The 21,459-nt window shown below is 59.4% G+C and carries 25 protein-coding genes and 1 tRNA gene; 14 read left to right on the plus strand and 12 right to left on the minus strand.

The window, feature by feature from the left end; all coding sequences use genetic code 11:
* Positions 1 to 50 precede the first annotated feature (50 nt).
* The 6 genes from AB1E34_RS18065 (at position 51) to AB1E34_RS18090 (ending at position 6,927) form a co-directional block, all read left to right on the plus strand.
* Positions 51 to 1,256: an oxidoreductase gene (locus tag AB1E34_RS18065; protein ID WP_372573714.1), complete on the plus strand. Its 1,206-nt coding sequence runs from the start codon at positions 51 to 53 to the stop codon at positions 1,254 to 1,256.
* A gap of 241 nt (positions 1,257 to 1,497) precedes the next feature.
* Positions 1,498 to 2,454: an ABC transporter substrate-binding protein gene (locus AB1E34_RS18070; RefSeq protein ID WP_372573715.1), complete on the plus strand. Its 957-nt coding sequence runs from the start codon at positions 1,498 to 1,500 to the stop codon at positions 2,452 to 2,454.
* 10 nt (positions 2,455 to 2,464) lie between these two features.
* Positions 2,465 to 3,517: a quaternary amine ABC transporter ATP-binding protein gene (locus tag AB1E34_RS18075; protein WP_372573716.1), complete on the plus strand. Its 1,053-nt coding sequence runs from the start codon at positions 2,465 to 2,467 to the stop codon at positions 3,515 to 3,517.
* On the plus strand, positions 3,514 to 5,580 hold the full coding sequence (locus AB1E34_RS18080; protein ID WP_372573717.1) for an ABC transporter permease: 2,067 nt from the start codon (positions 3,514 to 3,516) through the stop codon (positions 5,578 to 5,580). Before AB1E34_RS18075 ends, AB1E34_RS18080 begins: the two co-directional genes overlap by 4 nt.
* Positions 5,581 to 5,666: 86 nt before the next feature.
* On the plus strand, positions 5,667 to 6,332 hold the full coding sequence (locus AB1E34_RS18085; RefSeq protein WP_372573718.1) for an NnrU family protein: 666 nt from the start codon (positions 5,667 to 5,669) through the stop codon (positions 6,330 to 6,332).
* Between the two features lie 67 nt (positions 6,333 to 6,399).
* Positions 6,400 to 6,927 carry a DUF2478 domain-containing protein gene (locus AB1E34_RS18090; RefSeq protein ID WP_372573719.1) on the plus strand — a complete coding sequence of 176 codons (528 nt, stop codon included), beginning with the start codon at positions 6,400 to 6,402 and terminating at the stop codon, positions 6,925 to 6,927.
* A 479-nt stretch (positions 6,928 to 7,406) separates the two neighbouring features.
* Here the strand turns inward: AB1E34_RS18090 and AB1E34_RS18095 are convergent, their stop codons facing one another.
* The 3 genes from AB1E34_RS18095 to AB1E34_RS18105 all read right to left on the minus strand — a co-directional run bounded on the left by AB1E34_RS18095 (position 7,407) and on the right by AB1E34_RS18105 (position 11,342).
* Positions 7,407 to 8,405 (minus strand): HupE/UreJ family protein, encoded by a 999-nt coding sequence (locus AB1E34_RS18095; protein WP_372573720.1) that lies wholly within the window; start codon positions 8,403 to 8,405, stop codon positions 7,407 to 7,409.
* On the minus strand, positions 8,402 to 9,232 hold the full coding sequence (locus tag AB1E34_RS18100; RefSeq protein WP_372573721.1) for a peptidylprolyl isomerase: 831 nt from the start codon (positions 9,230 to 9,232) through the stop codon (positions 8,402 to 8,404). Before AB1E34_RS18100 ends, AB1E34_RS18095 begins: the two co-directional genes overlap by 4 nt.
* Before the next feature lie 166 nt (positions 9,233 to 9,398).
* Positions 9,399 to 11,342: a DUF3604 domain-containing protein gene (locus AB1E34_RS18105; RefSeq protein WP_372573722.1), complete on the minus strand. Its 1,944-nt coding sequence runs from the start codon at positions 11,340 to 11,342 to the stop codon at positions 9,399 to 9,401.
* Between the two features lie 87 nt (positions 11,343 to 11,429).
* Here AB1E34_RS18105 and AB1E34_RS18110 point away from each other — a divergent pair, with 87 nt between their 5' ends.
* Entirely contained in the window at positions 11,430 to 11,714 is a 285-nt protein-coding gene (locus AB1E34_RS18110) for a hypothetical protein (RefSeq protein ID WP_372573723.1), read from the plus strand.
* A 192-nt stretch (positions 11,715 to 11,906) separates the two neighbouring features.
* Here AB1E34_RS18110 and AB1E34_RS18115 read toward each other — a convergent pair.
* Positions 11,907 to 11,990, minus strand: a tRNA-Tyr gene (locus AB1E34_RS18115).
* A gap of 217 nt (positions 11,991 to 12,207) precedes the next feature.
* On the opposite strand from AB1E34_RS18115, the gene rlmB reads away from it, so the two are divergent.
* The 4 genes from rlmB (at position 12,208) to AB1E34_RS18135 (ending at position 14,504) form a co-directional block, all read left to right on the plus strand.
* The gene (gene rlmB, locus AB1E34_RS18120; protein ID WP_372573724.1) at positions 12,208 to 12,984 is read left to right on the plus strand and encodes a 23S rRNA (guanosine(2251)-2'-O)-methyltransferase RlmB; all 777 of its coding nucleotides are present in this window, start codon (positions 12,208 to 12,210) and stop codon (positions 12,982 to 12,984) included.
* A 9-nt stretch (positions 12,985 to 12,993) separates the two neighbouring features.
* Entirely contained in the window at positions 12,994 to 13,284 is a 291-nt protein-coding gene (locus tag AB1E34_RS18125; RefSeq protein ID WP_372573778.1) for a hypothetical protein, read from the plus strand.
* Positions 13,285 to 13,386: 102 nt separating this feature from the next.
* Positions 13,387 to 13,833, plus strand: a complete 447-nt coding sequence (locus AB1E34_RS18130; RefSeq protein WP_372573725.1) for a YHS domain-containing (seleno)protein — start codon at positions 13,387 to 13,389, stop codon at positions 13,831 to 13,833.
* Between the two features lie 200 nt (positions 13,834 to 14,033).
* Positions 14,034 to 14,504, plus strand: a complete 471-nt coding sequence (locus AB1E34_RS18135; protein WP_372573726.1) for a CoA-binding protein — start codon at positions 14,034 to 14,036, stop codon at positions 14,502 to 14,504.
* 102 nt (positions 14,505 to 14,606) lie between these two features.
* On the opposite strand, the gene AB1E34_RS18140 is transcribed toward AB1E34_RS18135, so the two are convergent.
* The gene (locus tag AB1E34_RS18140) at positions 14,607 to 14,984 is read right to left on the minus strand and encodes a winged helix-turn-helix transcriptional regulator (protein ID WP_372573727.1); all 378 of its coding nucleotides are present in this window, start codon (positions 14,982 to 14,984) and stop codon (positions 14,607 to 14,609) included.
* A 115-nt stretch (positions 14,985 to 15,099) separates the two neighbouring features.
* On the opposite strand from AB1E34_RS18140, the gene AB1E34_RS18145 reads away from it, so the two are divergent.
* Positions 15,100 to 15,816: a glutathione S-transferase family protein gene (locus AB1E34_RS18145; RefSeq protein WP_372573728.1), complete on the plus strand. Its 717-nt coding sequence runs from the start codon at positions 15,100 to 15,102 to the stop codon at positions 15,814 to 15,816.
* Between the two features lie 194 nt (positions 15,817 to 16,010).
* On the opposite strand, the gene AB1E34_RS18150 is transcribed toward AB1E34_RS18145, so the two are convergent.
* The 3 genes from AB1E34_RS18150 to hisF form a co-directional block, all read right to left on the minus strand.
* Positions 16,011 to 16,571 carry a hypothetical protein gene (locus AB1E34_RS18150; protein WP_372573729.1) on the minus strand — a complete coding sequence of 187 codons (561 nt, stop codon included), beginning with the start codon at positions 16,569 to 16,571 and terminating at the stop codon, positions 16,011 to 16,013.
* 67 nt (positions 16,572 to 16,638) lie between these two features.
* A complete protein-coding gene (locus tag AB1E34_RS18155) occupies positions 16,639 to 16,956 on the minus strand; it encodes a phosphoribosyl-ATP diphosphatase (protein ID WP_372573730.1) in 318 nt (105 codons plus the stop codon).
* A complete protein-coding gene (hisF, locus tag AB1E34_RS18160; RefSeq protein WP_372573731.1) occupies positions 16,953 to 17,714 on the minus strand; it encodes an imidazole glycerol phosphate synthase subunit HisF in 762 nt (253 codons plus the stop codon). Before hisF ends, AB1E34_RS18155 begins: the two co-directional genes overlap by 4 nt.
* A 171-nt stretch (positions 17,715 to 17,885) precedes the next feature.
* Here hisF and AB1E34_RS18165 point away from each other — a divergent pair, with 171 nt between their 5' ends.
* Positions 17,886 to 18,278 (plus strand): DUF302 domain-containing protein, encoded by a 393-nt coding sequence (locus AB1E34_RS18165; protein ID WP_372573732.1) that lies wholly within the window; start codon positions 17,886 to 17,888, stop codon positions 18,276 to 18,278.
* Position 18,279: 1 nt separating this feature from the next.
* On the opposite strand, the gene AB1E34_RS18170 is transcribed toward AB1E34_RS18165, so the two are convergent.
* Both AB1E34_RS18170 and hisA read right to left on the minus strand, forming a co-directional pair.
* Complete coding sequence (locus AB1E34_RS18170) at positions 18,280 to 18,759, minus strand: DUF2867 domain-containing protein (protein WP_372573733.1); 480 nt, start codon at positions 18,757 to 18,759, stop codon at positions 18,280 to 18,282.
* A gap of 4 nt (positions 18,760 to 18,763) precedes the next feature.
* Positions 18,764 to 19,486: a 1-(5-phosphoribosyl)-5-[(5-phosphoribosylamino)methylideneamino]imidazole-4-carboxamide isomerase gene (hisA, locus tag AB1E34_RS18175; protein ID WP_372573734.1), complete on the minus strand. Its 723-nt coding sequence runs from the start codon at positions 19,484 to 19,486 to the stop codon at positions 18,764 to 18,766.
* 136 nt (positions 19,487 to 19,622) lie between these two features.
* Here hisA and AB1E34_RS18180 point away from each other — a divergent pair, with 136 nt between their 5' ends.
* The gene (locus AB1E34_RS18180; protein WP_372573735.1) at positions 19,623 to 20,021 is read left to right on the plus strand and encodes a DUF2147 domain-containing protein; all 399 of its coding nucleotides are present in this window, start codon (positions 19,623 to 19,625) and stop codon (positions 20,019 to 20,021) included.
* A 16-nt stretch (positions 20,022 to 20,037) separates the two neighbouring features.
* On the opposite strand, the gene hisH is transcribed toward AB1E34_RS18180, so the two are convergent.
* Together hisH and hisB are read right to left on the minus strand one after the other, a co-directional pair.
* On the minus strand, positions 20,038 to 20,676 hold the full coding sequence (gene hisH, locus AB1E34_RS18185; RefSeq protein ID WP_372573736.1) for an imidazole glycerol phosphate synthase subunit HisH: 639 nt from the start codon (positions 20,674 to 20,676) through the stop codon (positions 20,038 to 20,040).
* A gap of 58 nt (positions 20,677 to 20,734) precedes the next feature.
* Positions 20,735 to 21,322 carry an imidazoleglycerol-phosphate dehydratase HisB gene (gene hisB / locus AB1E34_RS18190; RefSeq protein ID WP_372573737.1) on the minus strand — a complete coding sequence of 196 codons (588 nt, stop codon included), beginning with the start codon at positions 21,320 to 21,322 and terminating at the stop codon, positions 20,735 to 20,737.
* Between the last annotated feature and the right edge of the window lie 137 nt (positions 21,323 to 21,459).

The raw sequence follows: 21,459 nt of genomic DNA on the forward strand, positions 1-21,459 counted from the left end.
TGACGGGCCTGATAGGTAGTCTTCGATCGAAAATCCCAATGGAGGATGATATGAGCCGGATCGTGCAGGATGACTGGATCGCCTTGACGCAACCGCTGGAGTTGCCTTGCGGTGTTCAGCTGAAGAACCGTCTGATCAAGGCCGCCATGTCCGACAGCCTTGGGGATGGTGAGGGGAATCCGAGCGAAACCCAGATGCGGCTCTATGAGCGATGGGCCGAGGGCGGTGCCGCCCTGTCTCTGATCGGCGAGGTGCAGACGAGCCCTTTCTTTCCCGAGAAGCCGGGAAATCTTGTCCTCGTGCCGGATGCGGATCTGGATGGGCTGCAAGCCCTCGCGGCGCGAGGGTCGGTGAACGAGGCGCATATCTGGCCACAGCTTGGTCATGCCGGCGCGCTGTCGCACGGGCCGATCAGCGAGCCAAAAGGACCGTCGCCCCTGAATATCGAAGGCTTGCAATGCGAAGGGATGACACAGGCTGACATCGAAAGCTTGCCAGGGTATTATGCCCGCGCCGCCGGTCTTGCCAAGGGGGCCGGATTTGGTGGCGTGCAAATACATGCAGGTCACGGGTTCCTCTTCAGTCAATTTCTGTCTCCTCTGTTCAATCATCGAACGGATGTCTATGGCGGGTCGGTCGCCCGGCGTTTCCGTGTCATCGACGAGACCATCGAGGCCATCAGACAGGCGGTTGGAGCATCCTTCCCGATCGGCATCAAGATCAACGCCACCGACAAGCTGGTCGGGGGCCTGACCGAGGAGGAGGCGCTGGAAGTGGTGCAACTGCTCGACAAGACCTCCGTGGACCTTATCGATATAAGTGGGGGCACCTATTTTCCCGGTGCCGCCTCCAGTTCGGACGGTAGCGCTTCCTCTGGCCCCTACTTCCTCGAATTTGCCCGCCGCGCCAAAGGCGTCACCTCCATCCCGATCATGCTGACCGGCGGCTTCAGGACGCGGCCACAGGCCGTGGCGGCAGTGCAGGGTGGTGCGGCGGATGCGATCGGGCTGGCGCGCACGATGGCGCTGAACCCGTCGCTGGCAAACGCCTGGTTAAGCGACGCGGGTGGCGATCCAGGGTTTCCGACCTTTGATGCGCCGACGCGTGGCGGTATCACGGCATGGTATTCGATGCGTCTGACGGCGTTAGGAGAGGGTAGCGAGGATCGGTTCGATCAAAGCCTTGTCGCTGCTCTACGGGCCTATGAGGCGCGCGATGCCGAACGCTGTGCGCGATGGAAGAGACGGTTTGACTAGAGGACGCGGAATTGCGCCCCGCTGTTGGTCTTCAGGAAACGCGCAGCGTTTTCAGATCACGTGCGCACCGAAACCGTCCAAAAAACCGCTCTAGGGTCACTTTTTTCTCGACAAGAATCGGGTGACCTGATTGATGATTGACTGATCAATCAAGAAAAACACCATCGCGTAGCGTTGCGTGACACTGGCCAGGAATCAGCCGATACTGCCGGGCGACGCAACAGATGCATAACAGGGAGAAATGCAGATGAAGACAGCAAGCTTGGGGATCGTTCTGAGTGCAGTGGCCGGTGTGGTGCAGGCTGCGGATATGGGCGCGGTGGACGAACCGATCAAACTCGCCGTCAACGAATGGACCGGTCAGCATGTGACAACTCATGTGGCAGGCGAGATGCTCAAGGCCGCCGGGTATGACGTGGAATTTGTCACCGCCGGGATGATGAACCAGTTCCAGGCGCTGGCCGATGGCGATATCCATGCGACGCTGGAAATCTGGTCTTCGAACGTGTCCGACGAATACGCCAAGAAGGTGGAAGAGGGCACTGTCGTCGAGATTGGCGATCTGGGCCTCGATGCCAAGGAGGGCATCGCCTATCCCGCGCATGTGGCCGAGCTCTGCCCGGGCCTGCCCGCCTGGGAGGCGCTGCAGGACTGTGCCCAGATCTTCGCGACTGCCGAAACGTTGCCCGGTGGCCGTCTGGTGGATTATCCCGCCGACTGGGGCACGCCCGGCGCTGATCGCATGACCGGTCTGGACCTGCCGTTCAAGGCCGTGCCGGCGGGTTCCGAGGGGGCGCTGATTGCGGAATTGCGCGCCTCGACCGAACGCAAATCGCCGCTGTTGATCACCTTCTGGCAGCCGCATTGGGCGATGTCGGCCTATGACGTGCAGTTCGTTGACCTGCCCGTGGGCGAAGAGGCGTGCTTCAACGATCCGGCCTGGGGTCCCAACCCCAACGCGGTCAATGACTGTGACTTCGCGCCTTCGCGTATCTTCAAGGCCGGTTGGTCCGGGTTTGAGGATAAATGGCCCGCCGCTTATGAAATCCTGACCAACTACGCGCTGTCCGTCGATGATCAGCAGCCGATGATGGGGGCGATCGACGTGGATGGCGGTGCTGTTGAAGAGGTGGTTGCCACCTGGATGTCCGAGAATGAGGACAAGTGGCGCCCGGTCGTTGACGCGGCAACCAAGTGAGCCGCAACAGGTGACAGACACAAACACGTCAGCCATCGCCTGCCGGAATCTCTGGCAGGTGTTTGGCGATGGCGCAGAGAAGGCCCTGACCGACGCGTTGGCTCGGTCAGGCAATGATGCGGATAAGGCAGCCGACATGCTGCGCGAGGCCGGGATGATTCCGGCGGTGCAGGACGCCAATTTCGAGGTTCATGAGGGCGAGCTTTTTGTGATCATGGGCCTGTCAGGCTCGGGCAAATCCACCCTCATCCGCTGTATCTCGCAACTCTTGTCGGGTACCGGCGGAGAAATCCGTATCGATGGCGAGGATGTGCGCGGGGCCAGCAAGAAACGCCTGACCACATTGCGTCGCCAGAAGCTGGGCATGGTGTTCCAGCATTTCGGACTGTTCCCGCATATGACGGTGACCGAGAACGTGGCCTATCCATTGCGGGTTCAGGGGATCAGCCGCAAGGAACGCACGGAGCGCGCGCGCGAGGTGATCTCTCTGGTCGGGCTTGAGGGGCGCGAAGACAGCTTCCCCCGCCAGCTCTCGGGCGGGCAGCGGCAGCGTGTCGGCATTGCGCGCTCGCTGGCGGTGAATCCCGATATCTGGTTTCTGGACGAGCCGTTTTCGGCGCTTGATCCGCTGATCCGGCGGCAGTTGCAAGACGAGTTCCTCAACATTCAGGCGACGCTGAAGAAATCCATCGTGTTCATCACCCATGACATTGCCGAGGCTCTGAAGCTGGCGGATCGCATCGCGATCATGCGCGACGGCAAGATCGTGCAGATCGGCACCCCGACCGAGATCGTGCTGCATCCGGTTGACGACTATGTGCGCGAGTTCTCCAAGGACGTGGCAAAGGGCCAGCATGCCATCGTGTCCTCGGTCATGCGTGAAGGCGCATCCGCTTTCGGCCCCGACGATCCGGGGCTGCAAACCGGCATGACGCTGGATGCAGCGCTTGCCAAATGCATGAACCTTTACGAACCGGTGCCGGTGCGGGATGCCAGCGGCGATGTTGTCGGCACGGTCCATCCGTCCGATCTGGCCGCCGCCCTTCAGGTGGACGAGGCATGAGTATCGCCGAACCGCTTGCCCCACCTGCGGTGACCCAACTGAGCAAGGGCACGCAAGCTGCGCTGATCACGCTGTTGGTCGGCGCTTTGTGTCTGGCGCTGGAGCCGTTGGTGCCGTGGCTGGTCACCTGGCCTTCGGAATGGGCGCTGCCCGCGACGGATTGGGTCGGGGCCGCGCTGAAGTGGTTTCTGGAAGGGATCAAGCCGGTGGCCCGGCTGTTCTCGGAACTGATGCGCTATCCGATGGATTGGGCCAATGCGGCGCTGGGCGCGACGCCTTGGCCCATCGTGATCGGACTGGTAACAGCGCTGGGCTGGTATATCGGTGGTTTGCCGATGGCAGCTTTGGGCTTTCTGGGGCTGAGCTTTGTGCTGTCCTCGGGCTATTGGCCGCAGAGCATGAACACACTGGCGCTGGTGGCGGTTTCGGTACCGCTTGCGCTGATCCTTGGCGGTGCGATCGGTATCCTCGCCAATGAAGTGCCACGGGTGAAATCGGCGGTGCAGGCGGTGCTGGACATCATGCAGACGGTGCCGACTTTTGCCTATCTCACGCCGCTGCTGCTGCTCTTCGGCTTTGGCCCGGTGGTCGGTCTGATCGCCTCGGCGATCTATGCAGCGCCTCCCATGGCGCGCAACGTGATGCTTGGTCTGGAGCGGGTCGAGCCCGAGATCAAGGAGGCCGCCATCATGTCCGGCGGCACGCGGTTCCAGCAACTCTTTCAGGTCGAGATCCCTTCGGCCACCACTCAGATCATGATCGGGATGAATCAGTGCCTGATGGCGGCGCTGTCGATGGTGATCATCGCGGCGGTGATCGGCGGCTTCAACGATATCGGCTGGGAGGTCCTGCTGACCATGCGCAAGGCGCAGTTCGGCGAGTCGCTGCTTGCGGGCATGGTGATCGTGGTCTTTGCCGTTGTCATCGACCGGATGAGCGGCGCGCTGGCGACCGAGCGCAAGCGCCATGACCGCCGCGTGGTCTGGGCGCTGGTGGCATTTGGTGTCGTCTTCACGGCGCTATTCTGGTCCAGCCTGCCCAACGCCTCGGAATTCACGCTGATGGACCCGGTCGCGGCGGCGGTGGATAGCGGTCTGACATCCTTTACTCAAAACAACGGCCCGTGGCTGGATGCGCTCAAGAACAACTCGATGTTTTACGTGCTGCTGCCCTTGCGGATCGGACTGGATCAGGCGGTGCTGCCCTTCACCTGGGGCTTCGCCTGGACGCCGTCCATGAGCTACGGGCTGTTCGCAGCAGGTGCGGTGATCGCCCTGCTGATGGCCTGGCGCGGGCATGTGACAGGCGGGCTGATGGTGTTGATCGGCATCGGCATGCTGGAAACCGGCATCGCCAATCTGCCGTGGCCCTTTGTTCTGGTCGGCGCGTCGGCACTTGGCTGGGTCGCGGGCGGGCGCAAGCTGGCGCTGATGACCCTGATCCTGCTCAGTACCATCCTTGTTTCGGGCCTGTGGGAGAGGGCGCTGTTGTCGCTCTATCTCAGCGGCGCGGCGGTCTTTGCCTGCGCCGTGGTCGGAGGTGCAGTCGGGTTGCTCAGCGCGGTCAGCGACACCGCGTGGAAGGTCGTGCGCCCCGTTTGCGACATGTTGCAGACGATCCCATTGTTCGTCTTCCTGATCCCGGTGCTGATGGTGTTTCAGATCGGCGAGTTCTCGGCCTTCCTGGCGATCTGCGCCTATGCGGTCGTCCCGATGATCCGCTACACGCGGCACGGGCTGGTAAACACGCCGGACGAGATGATGGAGGCCGCGATCGCAAGCGGTGCGACCGAGTGGCAAATCCTGCGTGATATTCGCGCGCCTTACGCTGCGCCGACCATCCTGCTGGGGCTGAACCAGACTATCCTCTATGCCTTTGCCATGCTGGTGATCGCGGCACTGATCGGCACCACCGGTCTTGGTCAGTCGATCTATCTGGCGCTGGGGCAGGCGGATGTGGGTCTGGGCATTTCGGCAGGCGCAGCCATGGCCATTCTTGCCCTGATCGCCGACCGTATGGTGCAGGGCTTTGCCGAGGAACGCAGACAGGCGCTGGGGCTGTAATCAGGCTCCGGCGACTTGACCAATGACAAGGCATGCAGGGCGTCTCTGCCCCAGAACGGGATCGCAGAGCGACATGAGGCGATGGCATGAGCGGCTGGACCGATTTCACATTGGCGTTGCTGGCCTTTCTGGCCAGCCACATGATCCCGGCCCGGCCCCGGGTCAGATCGGCGCTGGTCGAGGCGGTCGGGCTGCGCCCCTATATTCTGGGCTATTCCCTGTTGTCGGTTCTGATCCTGATCTGGCTGGTCTCGGCGGCCGCGCAGGCGCCTTATGTGCAGGTTCTGCCGCCGCATGACGCGCTGCGTTGGGCACCGGCGCTGTTGATGGCGCTCGCCTGCCCGCTGATCGTGGCGGGTATCTCGATCTGTAACCCGCTCTCGTTTGGCGGGCTCGGGCAGGGTGACTTCGACCCTGAACATCCCGGCATCCTTGCACTGACGCGCCATCCCTTGTTGTTGGCGCTGATGCTCTGGTCGCTGGCGCATTTGCTGGCCAATGGCGATCTGGCCCATGTGATCCTGTTTGGCGGCTTTGCGGTGTTTTCCCTCGCGGGCATGGCGCTGATCGACCGGCGCAAGCGGCGCATGATGGGGGCGGAATGGGAGCAGTTGGCCCGCAACACCGCGCGCTTCTCTTTGCGCGGCCTGTCGGCATTGGCGCAACCACATGCCTTGATCGGCGGGGCGGCGCTCTATCTGTTGTTTTTTGCCCTGCATGGAACGGTGATTGGCCTGTCGCCAGTCCCATAGAGAACGTGGCAGGTGCGGAAAAACCATGCTATCTGAACGCGATGAGACCAGAAAAAGGAAACGGCTCATGAAACTCGCCTGTGTCACAACAACCGAGCGTGGTGCAACCGATCTGCTGCTCAGCGCCTTTGCAGAGCGCCTGTTGCAGGTGGGGACCCCGCTGGCGGGCGTGGTGCAAACCAACACCGAATGCGCCGATGGCTACAAATGCGATATGGACCTCAAGGTGCTGCCCACCGGTGAAACCATCCGCATCTCGCAATCGCTGGGGGCTAATGCCCGAGGGTGTCGCCTTGACCCGTCCGAGCTTGAGCGCGCGGTGGGGCTGGTCACCCAGTCTCTGGACGCCGGGCCCGAGCTGCTGATCATCAACAAATTCGGCAAGCACGAGGCCGATGGCCGCGGTTTCCGCCCGGTGATCGCCGACGCGCTGGAGCGTGAGATTCCGGTTCTGGTAGGTGTCAACGGGTTGAACCTCGACCGCTTCCAGGAATTTGCTGGCGGAATCGCCGATGTGCTGGATGGCGATATCGACGCATTGCAGGGCTGGTTTGACTCGCGGTTGACTTTGACCGGGCGGGTCAGAGCGGTCTGATCCCTCTATCCACCAACCGCTAGCGGCCTCATCTCTTAGATCGCGCCGAAATAGGTCGCGACTGGCGCATCTGACCCACCCTTTGATCCGCGCCGGGGATGCCGGACCAGTCCACGCGGCCGCTCCAACGAAAACTGCGCAGCGAAAGGCTCATGGCTACAAAAGGAGAGGTCGATTGGCGACGCCGGACCGGAAAATTCGACGGGTCGCCACTCATCGGCGTTGCAGACCTCGAAACTTAGTGCATCGATTGCACAAGCCCTGAGCCACTATACCCATGGCACCAATATCCGCCCGGGCTTTCCTCCTTGCCAGGTTCATCGCCGCCGGGTCACACGCATCCAGCAACCAAAAACCTTAGACAAAACGGACATCGGAGCGTTGGCTAGTTCAACGAAGTTGCGTCTGAAAGCGATCAAGTTCGGCTCTATGTGATCAGATTGCCCACTGAGCCAATACAATGCCCAAATATTAGGGTGTCACCACGATTCAAAACCGCTTATGCGTTCTATTAGCCAATACATCGACACCGAACCGATGCCATAGGCGGTAGCCAGTGTTGCAGTTCGACCTATCGGAACCGCGATCAGTCGCCAGGTGGCGACGAGTAGAGCCAATGCCCCGATAAAACTAAGCTGACCAGCTTCGACGCCGATGTTGAAGGCCAGCAATGCCGCAGGGATATCGTTTGATGGTAGTCCGATGTCGGCCAAAGCACCCGCGAAACCAAGGCCATGCAATAGCCCAAAGCCAAAACAAACAATCCAGGGTTTCTGTTCTGAGAGCCGGAATCGGCTTTCCCCGCCTTTAACAATCTCCACCGCCAAAAAAACGATTGATAGGGCGATAACAGCTTCTACAGGTGGGCCCGGAACATTCAAAACGCCGAATGTCGCCAGTGCCAGCGTTATCGAGTGCGCAAGAGTGAAGGCAGTCACCGCCCCCACCAGTCTCCACGGATTGCGGACCAGAATGAACAGGGCAAAGACAAACAGCAGATGATCCCAGCCTTCCAGAATGTGCTCAAACCCCAACAGGAAATAGGCGGAAAAAACTGACCATGTGGTCTGTTGGGCAGGTATGTTCTGAACGGTCACATCCGGGGTGAAACGAAGTGTCGTAGGCTTGCCCGCTAACAGGTGCAGGCGCATCAATACATCGTTCTTCTGGGTCTCCAGGCCGTCAATCGCAATGGATTGACCTGCGAGATTTGCGCCGCACTCGACCACCCAGGATGAAATCCACGCTCCGCCGTCAAAAGTCGGTTCAGGACCACGCGCCGGAGTGCAGATATCCGGCAAGACCGCGTAAATCGCCATCGGCTGACCATTCACATCGGGCTTTCGCCAATGAACGCTCCACGTATCTGATGCAATTTGCCGAATTTCCAGATATCCCGGATCAAGCGCATGCGCAGAGGCGCTCCCTGCCAGCCACGCAAAGACCAGCGCAAGTAGCGAGCAAACTACCGCTTTCATTTGGCCCGACCTAAGAGATCGGGCGCTACAATTTCGTAGCCATTGGCGAGGACCTCATATTGTGCTTGAGCCAGATCGTCACCCATAGTTCGCCGCCAGTCCCTCAGAACCGCATCGTGAATTTCTTCCAAAGGCGGCAGTAGGCTGGGTTCAATGGCAAGAATCTGAACCAAGTGATCGCCATAGCCCGACCGGATCGGACCCGACCATTCCCCCACGTTGAGTTTTTCGAAGCCATTAGAAAACCCTGCACCAAATACCGTATCGATTGCTTTCTTCGCGGTTAAGGGCATTGAAGCGGGTAGCATTCGCGAGCGCCCCAAATCAGGCGGCGACTGCTCGGCGCGCAATGCGGCCAGTGCTTGCTCGACCTCGGCTTCGCTTGGTTTCTCTCCCAGAAAAACTTGATTGAAGGCCACCTTGGCGGGTGTTGCGTAGCGTTCAGAGTTTTGTTGGAAAAAGGCCTCTAACTCTTCCTCTTCCGGAACAACTGATGTCGCGATCGCTTCGGTCAGAAAGTCCATCTTTTGGCTAAGCCGGGACCTGATCACAGTATCTCCGCGATCCAGGCCAAGCTTTCGCGCTTCGCGAACAAGAACCTCTTCACGAACGGACGCATCGACCAGAGCTTGTAGCTCAGTATCGCTTGGCGCTCTTTTCCACCTTGCCTCAAACTGAGCAGCCAATAAGGCGACATCACTTTCGTTGATCGCTATAGTTTCGAGATCTTCGACGTTCCCTTTTTCCGGTGCAACTATTTGGAACCAAACAAATATAGCCATTCCAATCAGAAAGAAATGGAACAGCGGTTCTTTCAAAAAATGCATGAAGGCTCCTGCGTGAAACACGATCCGGTTCTATAAATCGATGCTGCCATCAGCCTGTTGGGTTTTGCAAGGAAATGCATTCTCAGTGAACTTCAGCTGTTCAGTGGACGTACCGGGGGTAGAAATCTCTACCCCCGGAATACCAATTGCCCAGTTGTTAGAGTGATCACTCTGTCGGCGTGTACCAGATCGGAGATGAATACGCGCGTTCCTGATGTGTAAGTACTGCGTCTTCTGGCAATTCCGCGCCAAACCGCAATTTGTCGTACAGCACCCAACGCGGCGTGGGAATTTCGATGACGCGCACGTAATAGAACGCCCGCGCATTTGGATCGAAATCAGGATCGGACCAAACGGTCACAAGTTCGGCCGCGCCGATTGTGTTGGTCCAACTGGCAGTATCCACATCCACTGTGTTTCCAACCGCAGGAACCTTGCCGTTTGCATCAGCAACACGATTATCCGACCACGCCACGTCGTAGACCTTTTCCTGCAAGGCGCCTTCGGAATCCAGCCACCCCTTTACAACCTGCACACGATCCAGATTTGCCCCGACCGGATCGCGCAGCGCAGCGATAAGGAAAGACGGTCCACCGTCGCCTTCGCGAGGCCGCAGATCCGAGCCCATCGGAACGCCCTTGGTATAGCCGACATCTGCGAGGAAACGCGTTTCTACGTCAGCGTCATTGAAATCCCATCCGCCAAAGAACCGCAAGCCGATCCGGGGGCCGGTTGTTGCATAGGTTTCGCGTCGTTTGAACGCATCGAAGATCGCGGCGCGTGTATTCTCGGTAGCCCAGACGGCGGTGTATCCAGATGCGACAAGAAGGTCGCCGGGAATCTCGCCAAGATCATTGGCGATGAAAGGATGACTGATTCTAGAGGCCGAAGGTTCAACGCTGACGGATTTTCCAAAAAAATTGTCTTCTTCGGCCGTCGCCAGGGAAGTATGGCTGTCGGTCGCCCCGCCCATTCCGAACTTGTATGGGTTCACGCCGAACTTTTCTTCCAGCATCAGGCCCCGCTTCAATGCTTCTCTGGCGTATTCGCCTGCCAGCATGTCATCCGTTTTCAGTTCGGTTATGTCGAGGTTGCCGACGTCCCAGTTTTCGTAGTCCGCAAATTCGTCGTCCGGGCTCAGGAAAGGGTGTGCTTCGCCGTCGCCCTTGATCTGTGTGACCTCGTAGTGGGGTTCCCATTTCGCGCGGGCAGCCACGTATTCCTCGTCGACCTTGCCGCCGTGATAGGTATCTTCGGTTGGGAACATCCACCCGTTCGAGAGGTTGCCGTTATGGGCAAAGGCAACCGCCCGCCCGCCGGTTTTGTCCTGATACTCTTCCAGCCATGAATAGAGCGCCCTTGGGTCCGTATCGCCAAAGGGCGGTTGTGTAACCGGAGGTACCATCTGGAGCGCCCTGATTGGTCCATCACGCAGCATGACGTTCCGGTGCAGGTTGAACCCCTTCGGGACCGAGGTCCACTCGAACCCGATGAAAGCGGTGAAGCTGCCGGGGTCATTGTGCCGTTCCGCCGCCAGAACGATATTCTCCCAGGTGAAGGCAAAAGCGTCTGCACCCGGGCTATAGGACTCTAGCAGGATTTCCGGCAGGGTCATTTGCGAGAAATTGGTGATGATGTCGAACGCCGCTTTCCCGGCCTCTTCCCCGCCTGCCGTATACCCTTCGTACCATTCCAGACCTTTTGGATCAGCAAGAATGCCGGGTTTGCCGGCCTGCAGGTCCGGGGCAAACCCCATCAGGTCAGTATGATCCGTGAGGACCATCCAATCCAAGGGTCGGGCCAGTCTTACAGGCTGGCCAGTGGACGAAATAACCTGCTCACCTTTTGCAAAACGCCAGGCATCATCCGGCAGCAGGGTGTTGCCAAAGGCGCCCGCGTCCAATGAAAGACCCGTGTGAAGATGCGTGTCCCCCCATAGCGGACGTTCAGGGAAGGTCCGGTTGGCATATGGAGAGTACGGCTGGTCTGAAAACAAGCCCTCAGCAGCCTGTTCGCTAGGAACAGCGTCGGCGAAGACACTCGTTGGCGCCAACACTAGTGAAACAATGCATGCCGATATCCGAAACATCGTGACCTCCCAAATCAACATTACCTAGTTGCGTCGACGAACCACATCGCGACATTGTGATGTTCTGACTTTTCTATATCACGCCACATCGCGTTTTTGAGAAATTCCTTGGCCGATGGCTTTGTTGCAGCGGCGCAAACAGAAACTCTGACCAAAGAACCCTTTCCGATCATGGCTCGAAAGGTACTACGCGCGATCACTGCTATCTCGATATCGCGAACGGCAACTTTGAAGAGGCTGCGCTGCGGCGTAGAATTGGCTGTCGAACGTCTGGAGAGGGCCGTCTCCGCTCCTGTGGGTGAAGCTCTGTTGGGAAAAGGCGCAATCCGGGTGATGCTGAACACTGGCAACACTCCAATGTTCATGGCCTTTCGTCTTGAGCGCCAGCAGTGAGCGGGTCCGGCTTTCGTCGTTTCCGTGTCCACATTTGTGTAATGGAACATATGGGGAACAATTGCGAGTCGGGCAAGACGCTTATTCGCGAGAACTGCGGTACACCTTGCTCGTAACCCATTGAAACTCAAGGGCCGTCATTTCGAAAGTGCGGTGCACTTCAACATTGATTCTACTGTATTTTTGAGATTTTGGTGGGCGACCCTGGAATCGAACCAGGCGTGCGTCTCCGCGAGGGAGTTACAGTCCCCTGCCACACCTTGCGGCCTGTCGCCCAACAAGCAGGGGAGATAGACAAGCGGGCAGAAGGCGTCAACCGGAAAATGACGAATTTGCGATGCTCTCAGCGCCGCCGCCGCATCGGCACAGCGCACGTGATTTTGTGGCGGAAACCCATGCCGGAAAGGGGTTGGCGAAACGCTCTGGAAGAGCCTGTTTCCCAGCGCCCACACATCTGCTATCTGCGCCAGATCAAAATGCGGATGGGCGAGACATGGCCAAGAAACCCAAATGGGTCGTCGAGAAAGAGCAGGCGCGCAAGGCGGCAGGTAGCGAGACAGTGTGGCTCTTTGGTCTGCATGCGGTGCGCGATGCGCTGTGCAACCCGGCACGGCAGAAACTGCGCCTGCTGGTGACGATCAACGCGCGCGACAAACTGGTCGAGGCGATCGCCGAGGGCGGGATCGAGCCCGAGATCGTCGATCCGCGCAAGTTCAGCGCGCCGATTGATGCCGGCTCGGTCCATCAGGGCGCGGCGCTGGAAGTGCGGCCGCTGAACTGGGGCGGTCTGGCCGAGAATTGCATCGGGGTTGAAAATCCGCGAGTGATCCTGCTGGACCGGGTCACAGACCCCCATAATGTGGGCGCGATCCTGCGTTCGGCCGAGGTGCTGGGCGCCAGTGCGGTGATCGGCACAAGACATCATTCGGCGCCTGAAACCGGCGCGCTGGCCAAATCCGCCAGTGGCGCGCTGGAACGCCAGCCTTATCTGCGGGTCCGAAACTTGGCCGATGCCATCACCGAATTGCAGGGCATGGGGTTTCTGGTGTTGGGGCTGGATGGTGAGGCCGAAGACACCATAGAACAGGCGCTTGGCGATCAAAAGGCGCAGCCGGTGGCACTGGTTCTGGGGGCCGAGGGGCCGGGGCTGCGACAAAAGACAAAAGAAACGGTCGACAAGCTGGTCAAAATCGACGCGGCGGGCGGTTTTGGCTCGCTTAACGTCTCAAATGCGGCGGCGATCGCCCTATATGCCTCTCAACCACGATAGGAGGCCGCCATTTCCAGTCCGCAGAAAATCGCCACCTGCTGCTATTGCGGCACCCGGGCCGCGCTGGTCCTGAGAGGGCGGGATCGGCATGAGTTGAGTTGTTCGGCCTGCGGCGCGCCGCTGCATGATCTGAAAATGCTGCCGCGTGCCCGCCAACAGAGCCGGAAAAAGAGCGTGTCCACCGCCAGCATCTCCTCGGATCGGCGCAAGAAGGTGCAGCGAAAGGTCAAGAAACGCAAATCGCTTTTTTCGCGGGTGTTGGAAGAGGCCTGGGACGTGGTTGAGGACGTCTTTGATTGAAGCACGGGTCGAACACATCGCAATCACATCCCCGTAACCGGGCTTTAACAATTGCGGCGCAGCGGGCATTTTAGGCCAATCGCAACTATGATTCATGCCGGAATGCCGACCAGACGAAATATCCTTGCCGGGTTGGGAGCATTCGCTCTCGCCCCTGCCGCACGCGCTGCCTCGCCGATGATCTTCACGGATCAGGGCGCGGCGATATTGGGCTTTGACACGGTATCCTATTTCGCCAATGGCGGGCCGATTGCCGGCAATCCCGAAAATGCCCTGATGTGGAAGGATGCGGTCTGGCGGTTTGCCAGCGACGCCAATCGCGAGGCATTCGAGGCCAATCCACGCGCATATGCACCACAATTTGGTGGCTATTGCGCTTACGCCGTTTCGCAAGGCTTTCTGACCACGACCGATCCGAAGATCTGGCATATCGTGAATGGCAAGCTCTATCTGATTCATTCACACCCTATGGATCGGGAGTGGATGCGCGATCCCGAGGCCAATATCGTAAGGGCCGAGGCAAATTGGCCCTCGGTGCTATACGGGTGATCGGCGAAAATCCGCCAATACGCGCACGTGCCATCACGAAAATGGCATCCCCCTCTTTTATTTTTCGGGGCGGCACATACCTCACATTGTGACCGCGGACAGGAACTTCCGCGCGTCATTTCACTGTCCCTCGTTCCATACCTTGCGCCCAGGACTTCCTGGGCGCTTTTTTCTTTGGGCAGGACGGGCTAAGGAGCTTTATGAGCACCTATGATGACGCATATCTCAAGGACATCCTTCAGCGCACGAAGGTGGTCGCGGTGGTGGGCGTGTCGATGAACCCGGTGCGGCCCAGCTATTATGTGGCCCGCTATCTGGGTCTGAAAAGGTTCCGGGTGATTCCTGTCAACCCCGGCCATGCAGGTAAGGAGTTGTTCGGTGAAACCGTCCGTGCCGGGCTTGGCGATATTTCGGAACCGGTCGACATGGTCGATATCTTCCGCCGATCCGAAGCGGTGCCGCCGATTGTTGATGAGGCGATCGAGGTCTTTCCCGAACTGCGTACGATCTGGATGCAGATCGGCGTCCAACATGCAGAAGCTGCGGCCCGGGCTGGCGCGCGGGGCATCGATGTGATCCAGAACCGTTGCCCCAAGATCGAATACCAGCGCTTGTTTGGCGAATTGCGCATGGGTGGATTCGCCACCGGGATTATCTCGTCCAAGCTATGAGCAAACGGCTTGTGTTGATGCTGCGCGTCCGCTTTGTGGACACCGAGCGATTCTTCACGTTCTGAACACACATGTCAGCTTCAGATTGGCATCAAAAACCGTTCAGAGTTCCGAGTTACCATTCTCAATGGGTAGATTTTCGCTCCACCTGCGAAGCTCGTCGAGGAAACCGAGTGCCGTTCGACCGAAATCCGTTACTTCGTAGACCACCGATAGCGGCTTCGTTTTGGCGACCTCCCGGTGCACCAGTCCTTGTGCTTCTAGCTGGCGAAGCCGTTCGGTGATCATTTTCTTGCTGGCGCCGCCGATCATGCGCGAGAGGTCGTTGAAGCGCACCGGGCCGTCCTTGAGATGCCACAGGATTGATCCGGTCCATTTCCCACCAATGATCCGCATGCCACGTTCTATCGCGCACGGCGTTACGCATGTGTTGTCGACGGTTTTGCGGCCATTTTGGTCTTGTCTTATGCGGGCATCCATTGGTCTTGTCTCCTCGCTGGAGCAGGTTACGAAAAGTATACTAGTTGAATTTCTTCGTTTTGTGCGCAGCTTTGGTCTGGTCTCGATGCTTGTGACCTTTGATCGGAGATTGATGATGGCCCAACCCGCAATTCACCTCTACACCGCCGCAACAATGAACGGCTATAAACCGGTCATTTTCCTGGAAGAAGCTGGCGTGCCTTACGACGTTACCGCCGTGGATTTCTCGAAGCAGGAACAGAAAGCGCCTGACTATCTGCGGCTTAACCCAAACGGAAAAATCCCGACGATCGTCGACCGTGACGAGGATCGCGCCATCTTCGAAAGCGGTGCCATTCTTTGGCACTTGGCGGAGAAATACGGCAAGTTTCTTCCGGATGATCCGCTGAAGCGCTCTGAGGTCATGCAATGGATGTTTTTCCAGGTGGGTCACGTTGGTCCGATGATGGGACAGGCCATGTACTTCCAACACATCGCTGCGCCCAACGGGCATGAGGAGCCGTTTTCGATAAAGCGATACGTGGATGAATCGCGCCGGTTGCTTGAGGTTTTGAACACGCGTCTCGACGGTCGCGATTGGCTTGCGGCGGATGAGTACACTATCGCGGATATGATGACCTATCCCTGGGCACGCGCCTATGTCTGGGCTCGCGCAAGCATAGACGGCTTGCCGCATTTGCAGGCTTGGTTCGAACGGATCGACGCCCGCCCGGCCGTGCAAAAGGCATTATCCATTCCTAAAGCCAATCCGCAGTTTTGGGATGCCAACGCTGACGCCAGTGCATTTGCGAAAGAAAACGCGGCGCGTTTTGCGGGTGACGTGAGAACTTGATGATGAATGCAGAAAGGGTTTCGTTGGTATGGAAAGACCGGAAACCAGCAGTTCTGCGCCCCGCAGTTCCCGCCACGCTGGGATCATACCGGTCTGCGGGCAATGCGGCTCCGATATGATCTAATTAGACTTTGTGCGGATGGTACGCTGAGTTTTATTTGTCCTTATCAGCACATGGCCGCTATTCGGAGGATTCAGTTTCTGGCTTCTAAGCGGCGGCGTTTTCTTTCCAGCACTTCTAGGCGCGCTTCCCAATCATAGCGGGCATCTTCAAGGGTCGGCATCCAGTGCAACTCACCGGCCCCGCGCCAGGGGTCAAGAACGATTCCGTCCTGAAATCCGTCGCCCCGCCTGCTGATGATGGCGGTGCTGTGATCGACGCGAAAACCGTTGCGCGGTTCGGCAATGGCCCGGTGCATGGTCAGGGTCTGAAAGTTTTCCTGCTTGAGCCGCGCTTCGATATCTTCGGCCCATTGGTAACACAGGCCACGGTCCTTGATTCCGGCGTTGACCTTGGCGTTGTGGACCAGCGGCGGATCGGTGATGTCATATTCCTGCGCCAGTTGGGCGGAATAGCCATAGGCAATGCGTGCGGCGCGCTGTGCTTCCTCGGGATCGACCTCGGGGCCGAGCGAGCGAATCTCCTGCGCCAGCAGATCGACATCGGCGCGGTCCACGTTAACCGGTTGATGCGCACAAGCGCTGATCAGCGCAAGCATCAGCAGGGCCAAGGCGGATTTGAACACTCGTATCATAACGTCATCCCGTGTGAATCGCGGTGAATTTACCCGCTTCCTGCCGCGTTCGGCAGTGGGTTGCAATTCAATCGCCGGATCGTGTGGCTTTTTCGGCAAGACCGCTCATATTCTGACGCCGCGCCAGCTCGTCCAGCACCGCCTCAAGCGATACATCCCGCGCTTCCAGCATGACCAGAAGGTGATAAAGCACATCCGCCGCCTCAGACGTCAGCGCGTCGCGGTCGCCCTTTACCGCTTCGATAATGGCCTCGACCGCTTCTTCACCGAATTTTTCGGCGCATTTCTCGGGTCCCTTGGCCAGCAGTCTGGCGGTCCAGCTGCTGTCGGGGTCAGCGCTTCGACGCGCCTCGATTGTGGCGGCCAGGTCGTGCAATATGCTCATGTCAGCCTCATCGGGATGCCTGCGGCGGCCATATGTGCCTTGGCCTCATGTATCGTGTATTCGCCAAAATGAAAGATCGAGGCAGCCAGCACGGCGCTGGCGCCACCCTTGGTCACGCCTTCGACCAGATGATCCAGATTGCCGACCCCGCCCGAAGCGATCACCGGCACATCTACCGCATCGCTGATCGCGCGGGTCAGCGGCAGGTTGAACCCGGCCTTGGTGCCGTCACGATCCATCGAGGTCAGCAGGATTTCACCAGCGCCCTTGCCGACCACGGTGCGGGCGAAATCCACCGCGTCGATGCCGGTTGGCTTGCGGCCGCCATGGGTGAAGATCTCCCATTTGCCGGGCGAGACGGTCTTGGCATCGATGGCGCAGACGATGCATTGGCTGCCGAACTGGTCGGCGGCCTCGGCGATCACGTCCGGATTGGCCACGGCGGCGGAGTTGAAGCTGACCTTGTCGGCACCGGCCAGCAGCAGCGCGCGCACGTCCTCGCGGGTGCGAACCCCGCCGCCCACCGTCAGGGGCACGAAACACTGTTCCGCCGTGCGCTGCACCACATCGAACATGGTGCCGCGGTTTTCATGAGTGGCATGGATGTCCAGAAAACAGATCTCGTCCGCACCTGCCGCATCATAGGCCTTGGCAGATTCCACTGGATCGCCCGCATCGCGCAGGCCGACGAAGTTGACCCCCTTCACGACGCGACCATCAGCAACATCGAGGCAGGGAATGATACGTGTTTTCAACATGAACTACCCTTTGTTGCGCCACTCCTAGCGGCAAAGCTTCGCCGATGCCAGACTTGTGATTGTAATATGGGCATAAGCCGTGGAAATTGAACGGGAAGTCATAGAGGGAAAGACATCATGCGTGGTTTGTTTTTGGCTGCATTACTCACATTTGGAAGCACGGTAACGGCAATGGCTGACGATATCATCAAGGTGAAGACCGACAAATCGGTGAGCGAGGCGTTGGATGCGCTCGAAGCGGCGATCGGCAATGCGGGCGCGACCGTGTTTGCGCGGATTGATCACGCGGCGGGGGCCGAGAAGATCGGCGACAGCATTCCGGCCAATCAGGTTCTGATTTTCGGCAATCCGAAGATTGGCACACCGGCGATGAAGATCGACCCGCTTGCCGGGTTGTTTCTGCCGCTCAAGGTGCAGGCCTATGAGGATGCGCAAGGGCAGGTCTGGCTGAGCTATGAAGACCCCAAAGAGACCTTTGACGAGTTGGACGATGTCGAGAACTCTCCGGCGGTCGAAGTTATGCAGGGCGCGCTGAAGAAGCTGACAGCAGCTGCGGCAGGGTGACCTAGATGAACTTTCGGGCCGCGCTTGCGCGGCCCACCCGCGCCAGAGCATTGCGCGCGATCAGGATGTGAAACGGCAGGATCGCGGCCAGATAGAGCCGACCGCCCAGATTGTGCCGGTGCACCCAAGTGGCGAGCGAGACACGGCCCGCTTCGGAATGGATAGATACCCTGAAATCAAGATGGCGGTCGTTGAACCCGGCGATCACCTCAGTGTCGCCATCATGTTCGACCGGGAAAATGCCGACCTTGTCGGCTGCCTCCGGCCCCGTCCTGCTGATCCCGAAAGGGGCCACCAACAGGCCGCGCAGGCGCACCAGAGCCATCGCCCATGCGGGAAAGCTGGTGATAATCTCTGCCGCCTGCCGGGGCGGCAGGTCTGACGGAACGCTGAAGCAATCCAGAAAATCGCCTTTGCGGAGCCGTCTGTGCAGCCGACTGGAGCGCGGCAGGTCGGAGCGTGTTACAGATGGCATGGTCATGGGGTCATGTGCCAAGCGTCGTCAGGGCCTCCGCCAGATCAATTGCCCCATCATACAGCGCGCGGCCCGTGATTGCGCCGTTCAGGTCCGCGCCGCAATCGCGCAGGGCGATCAGGTCGGCGATGGATGACACCCCGCCCGAAGCGATCACCGGGATCGATATGGCGCGGGCAAGCGCGGCGGTAGCCTGGATATTGGGCCCCTGCATCGCACCGTCGCGGTTGATATCGGTGTAGATGATCGCAGCCACGCCCGCATCCTCGAATTGCCGCGCCAGATCGGTGACCTCGACATCGGTTTCCTCGGCCCAGCCTTTGGTGGCAACCATGCCATTGCGGGCGTCGATACCCACGGCGACCTTGCCGGGGAAGGCGCGGGCGGCCTCGCGCACCAGATCGGGGTTTTCGACCGCGACCGTGCCCAGAATGACGCGAGCCAGCCCTTTATCGAGCCATCCTTCAATGGTGGCCATGTCGCGAATGCCGCCGCCAAGTTGGGCGGGCACGTCGCAGTCACGCAGGATCGCCTCGACCGGGGCTGCATTGACCGGCTCACCGGCAAATGCTCCGTTCAGATCGACCAGATGCAGCCATTCGCAACCCGCTTCGACAAAGGCGCGGGCCTGCGCAGCGGGGTCGTCGTTGAACACCGTCGCTGCCTCCATCTCGCCGCGCAATAGTCGCACGGCCTGACCGTCCTTGAGATCGATGGCAGGGTATAGGATCATGGGATAAGCGGCCTTCTGCTGATTTAGCCGGGGATATGGCACAGCAGGCGCAGGGGATGCAACGCGACCCAACGTATCGCTTGCCTGAATCGCGCATTTCCTCACAGTGGCCGCAGTCAACAGGAGGAGACTCAAAATGAAGAAAACGATCCTTGCCGCTGTGACGCTGGTGGGTTTCGCGGCAGTCGCCCATGCCGATCCGGTCGATGGCATCTGGAAGACGGGCGCAGGCGACGGAGGCGGCTATCTGCACGTGTCCATTGCGCCCTGCGGCAGCGCCATCTGTGGCACGATCGACAATGCGTTCAATGCCTCTGGCGACGAAGAGCCGAATTACGAGCATGACGGCAAGCAGATGATCTGGGATATGGTACCGGACGGAAATGGCGCCTATAGCGGCGGCAAGATCTGGGATCCGGAAGCGGACAAGACCTACAAGTCGAAGATGACGCTCAATGGCAACACGCTGACCGTCAAAGGGTGCGTCGCAGGCGGTTTGGTCTGCAGAGGCCAGGACTGGACTCGCGTCCAGTGATCCGCACGGCGCCCCGTCAGGGGCGCCAGTTCAGGAAGTTCCCGATCAGTCGCAACCCGGTGGCTTGGCTCTTTTCCGGATGGAACTGCATGCCGATCATTGTGTCGCGCCCGATTACGGCGGTAACCTCGCCGCCATAGTCAACGTGGGCCAGCCGCTCTGCCGGATTGGTGACGCGGAACTGATAGGAATGCACGAAATAGGTGTGATCACCGGTCTTGATGCCGTGAAAGACCGGATGATCGCTGTCGATTGCCAGATCGTTCCAACCCATATGCGGCACTTTCAGCGCGCCGTCTTCCGGTTCAATTTTCACCACGTCGCCTGACACCCAGCCAAGGCCCGCCGTCTCTTGATATTCATGGCCGGTGGTTGCCATCAGTTGCATGCCAACGCAGATGCCCAGAAAGGGCCGGCCGCGCTGTTCCACCGCCTCGACCATCGCGTCATGGATGCCTTTATGCCCACGCAACTCGGCCGCGCAGGCGGGAAAGGCGCCGTCACCGGGCAGCACCAGCCGATCGGCACGGGCGACAACATCCGCGTCCGAGGTCACCACGACCTCACCCGCATCCATCTCTAGCGCCATGCGCTGAAACGCCTTTTCGGCGGAATGCAGATTGCCCGACTCGTAGTCTATGATGGCGGTCAGCATCTGGGTCCTTTCTGCGCGCAACTTGTCCGAAAACCGGAGCACACTTTGCGGGTTGCGCTCAAAGCGTGCCTTTGGTCGATGGCACCGCATCGGCCTTGCGCGGATCGGTTTCCACCGCTGCGCGCAGCGCGCGGGCCACCGCCTTGAAGGCGGCCTCGGCGATGTGGTGGCTGTTCAGCCCGTGCAACTGGTCCACATGCAGCGTGATGCCGCCATGGGTGCTGAAGGCCTGAAAGAACTCGCGCACCAGTTCGGTATCGAAGCCGCCGATTTTGGGTGTCGGCAGATCGACATTCCAGATCAGAAAGGGGCGCGCCGACAGGTCCAGCGCGCAGCGGACCTGTGCGTCATCCATGGGCAGGTGGCATTCGCCATAGCGGCGGATGCCTGTTTTTTCACCCAGAGCCTCGGCCAGCGCCTGACCCAACGCGATTCCGGTATCCTCGACCGTGTGGTGATCGTCGATATGCGTGTCACCCTTGGCCCGGATCGTCATGTCGATCAGCGAATGGCGCGACAGTTGGTCCAGCATGTGGTCAAAGAAGCCGACCCCGGTCTGGATGTCATAGCGACCGGTCCCGTCGAGATCGATCTCGACGGAAATCTCGGTTTCTGCGGTCTTGCGGCTGATCGTGGCGCGGCGCATGGCGAAATCCCTTTGTTTCGGATGTGCTTATAGGTCCGCAAGCAGAGGAATTACCAGACCACCAATGATGCAGATGGCGAAGTGTTGCGCCGAAACAGGGGCCGAAACGGGGGATTGCGCGGCAACATCCGTTACAG

The organism is Ruegeria jejuensis, from assembly GCF_041537905.1.
GTDB lineage: Bacteria > Pseudomonadota > Alphaproteobacteria > Rhodobacterales > Rhodobacteraceae > Ruegeria_C.

What these genes read in the sequence shown, in the direction of transcription:
- hisB (WP_372573737.1), bottom strand. Translation starts at nt 21,322, where the DNA reads ATGCGCCGCGCCACGATCAGCCGCAAGACCGCAGAAACCGAGATTTCC.
- AB1E34_RS18070 (WP_372573715.1), top strand. Translation starts at nt 1,498, where the DNA reads ATGCAGATGAAGACAGCAAGCTTGGGGATCGTTCTGAGTGCAGTGGCC.
- AB1E34_RS18080 (WP_372573717.1), top strand. Translation starts at nt 3,514, where the DNA reads ATGAGTATCGCCGAACCGCTTGCCCCACCTGCGGTGACCCAACTGAGC.
- rlmB (WP_372573724.1), top strand. Translation starts at nt 12,208, where the DNA reads ATGGCCAAGAAACCCAAATGGGTCGTCGAGAAAGAGCAGGCGCGCAAG.
- AB1E34_RS18085 (WP_372573718.1), top strand. Translation starts at nt 5,667, where the DNA reads ATGAGCGGCTGGACCGATTTCACATTGGCGTTGCTGGCCTTTCTGGCC.
- hisA (WP_372573734.1), bottom strand. Translation starts at nt 19,486, where the DNA reads ATGATCCTATACCCTGCCATCGATCTCAAGGACGGTCAGGCCGTGCGA.
- AB1E34_RS18145 (WP_372573728.1), top strand. Translation starts at nt 15,100, where the DNA reads ATGGCCCAACCCGCAATTCACCTCTACACCGCCGCAACAATGAACGGC.
- AB1E34_RS18105 (WP_372573722.1), bottom strand. Translation starts at nt 11,342, where the DNA reads ATGTTGATTTGGGAGGTCACGATGTTTCGGATATCGGCATGCATTGTT.
- AB1E34_RS18165 (WP_372573732.1), top strand. Translation starts at nt 17,886, where the DNA reads ATGGCTGACGATATCATCAAGGTGAAGACCGACAAATCGGTGAGCGAG.
- AB1E34_RS18180 (WP_372573735.1), top strand. Translation starts at nt 19,623, where the DNA reads ATGAAGAAAACGATCCTTGCCGCTGTGACGCTGGTGGGTTTCGCGGCA.
- AB1E34_RS18170 (WP_372573733.1), bottom strand. Translation starts at nt 18,759, where the DNA reads ATGACCATGCCATCTGTAACACGCTCCGACCTGCCGCGCTCCAGTCGG.
- AB1E34_RS18135 (WP_372573726.1), top strand. Translation starts at nt 14,034, where the DNA reads ATGAGCACCTATGATGACGCATATCTCAAGGACATCCTTCAGCGCACG.
- AB1E34_RS18140 (WP_372573727.1), bottom strand. Translation starts at nt 14,984, where the DNA reads ATGGATGCCCGCATAAGACAAGACCAAAATGGCCGCAAAACCGTCGAC.
- AB1E34_RS18150 (WP_372573729.1), bottom strand. Translation starts at nt 16,571, where the DNA reads ATGATACGAGTGTTCAAATCCGCCTTGGCCCTGCTGATGCTTGCGCTG.
- hisF (WP_372573731.1), bottom strand. Translation starts at nt 17,714, where the DNA reads ATGTTGAAAACACGTATCATTCCCTGCCTCGATGTTGCTGATGGTCGC.
- AB1E34_RS18095 (WP_372573720.1), bottom strand. Translation starts at nt 8,405, where the DNA reads ATGAAAGCGGTAGTTTGCTCGCTACTTGCGCTGGTCTTTGCGTGGCTG.
- AB1E34_RS18100 (WP_372573721.1), bottom strand. Translation starts at nt 9,232, where the DNA reads ATGCATTTTTTGAAAGAACCGCTGTTCCATTTCTTTCTGATTGGAATG.
- AB1E34_RS18130 (WP_372573725.1), top strand. Translation starts at nt 13,387, where the DNA reads ATGCCGACCAGACGAAATATCCTTGCCGGGTTGGGAGCATTCGCTCTC.
- AB1E34_RS18155 (WP_372573730.1), bottom strand. Translation starts at nt 16,956, where the DNA reads ATGAGCATATTGCACGACCTGGCCGCCACAATCGAGGCGCGTCGAAGC.
- AB1E34_RS18065 (WP_372573714.1), top strand. Translation starts at nt 51, where the DNA reads ATGAGCCGGATCGTGCAGGATGACTGGATCGCCTTGACGCAACCGCTG.
- hisH (WP_372573736.1), bottom strand. Translation starts at nt 20,676, where the DNA reads ATGCTGACCGCCATCATAGACTACGAGTCGGGCAATCTGCATTCCGCC.
- AB1E34_RS18090 (WP_372573719.1), top strand. Translation starts at nt 6,400, where the DNA reads ATGAAACTCGCCTGTGTCACAACAACCGAGCGTGGTGCAACCGATCTG.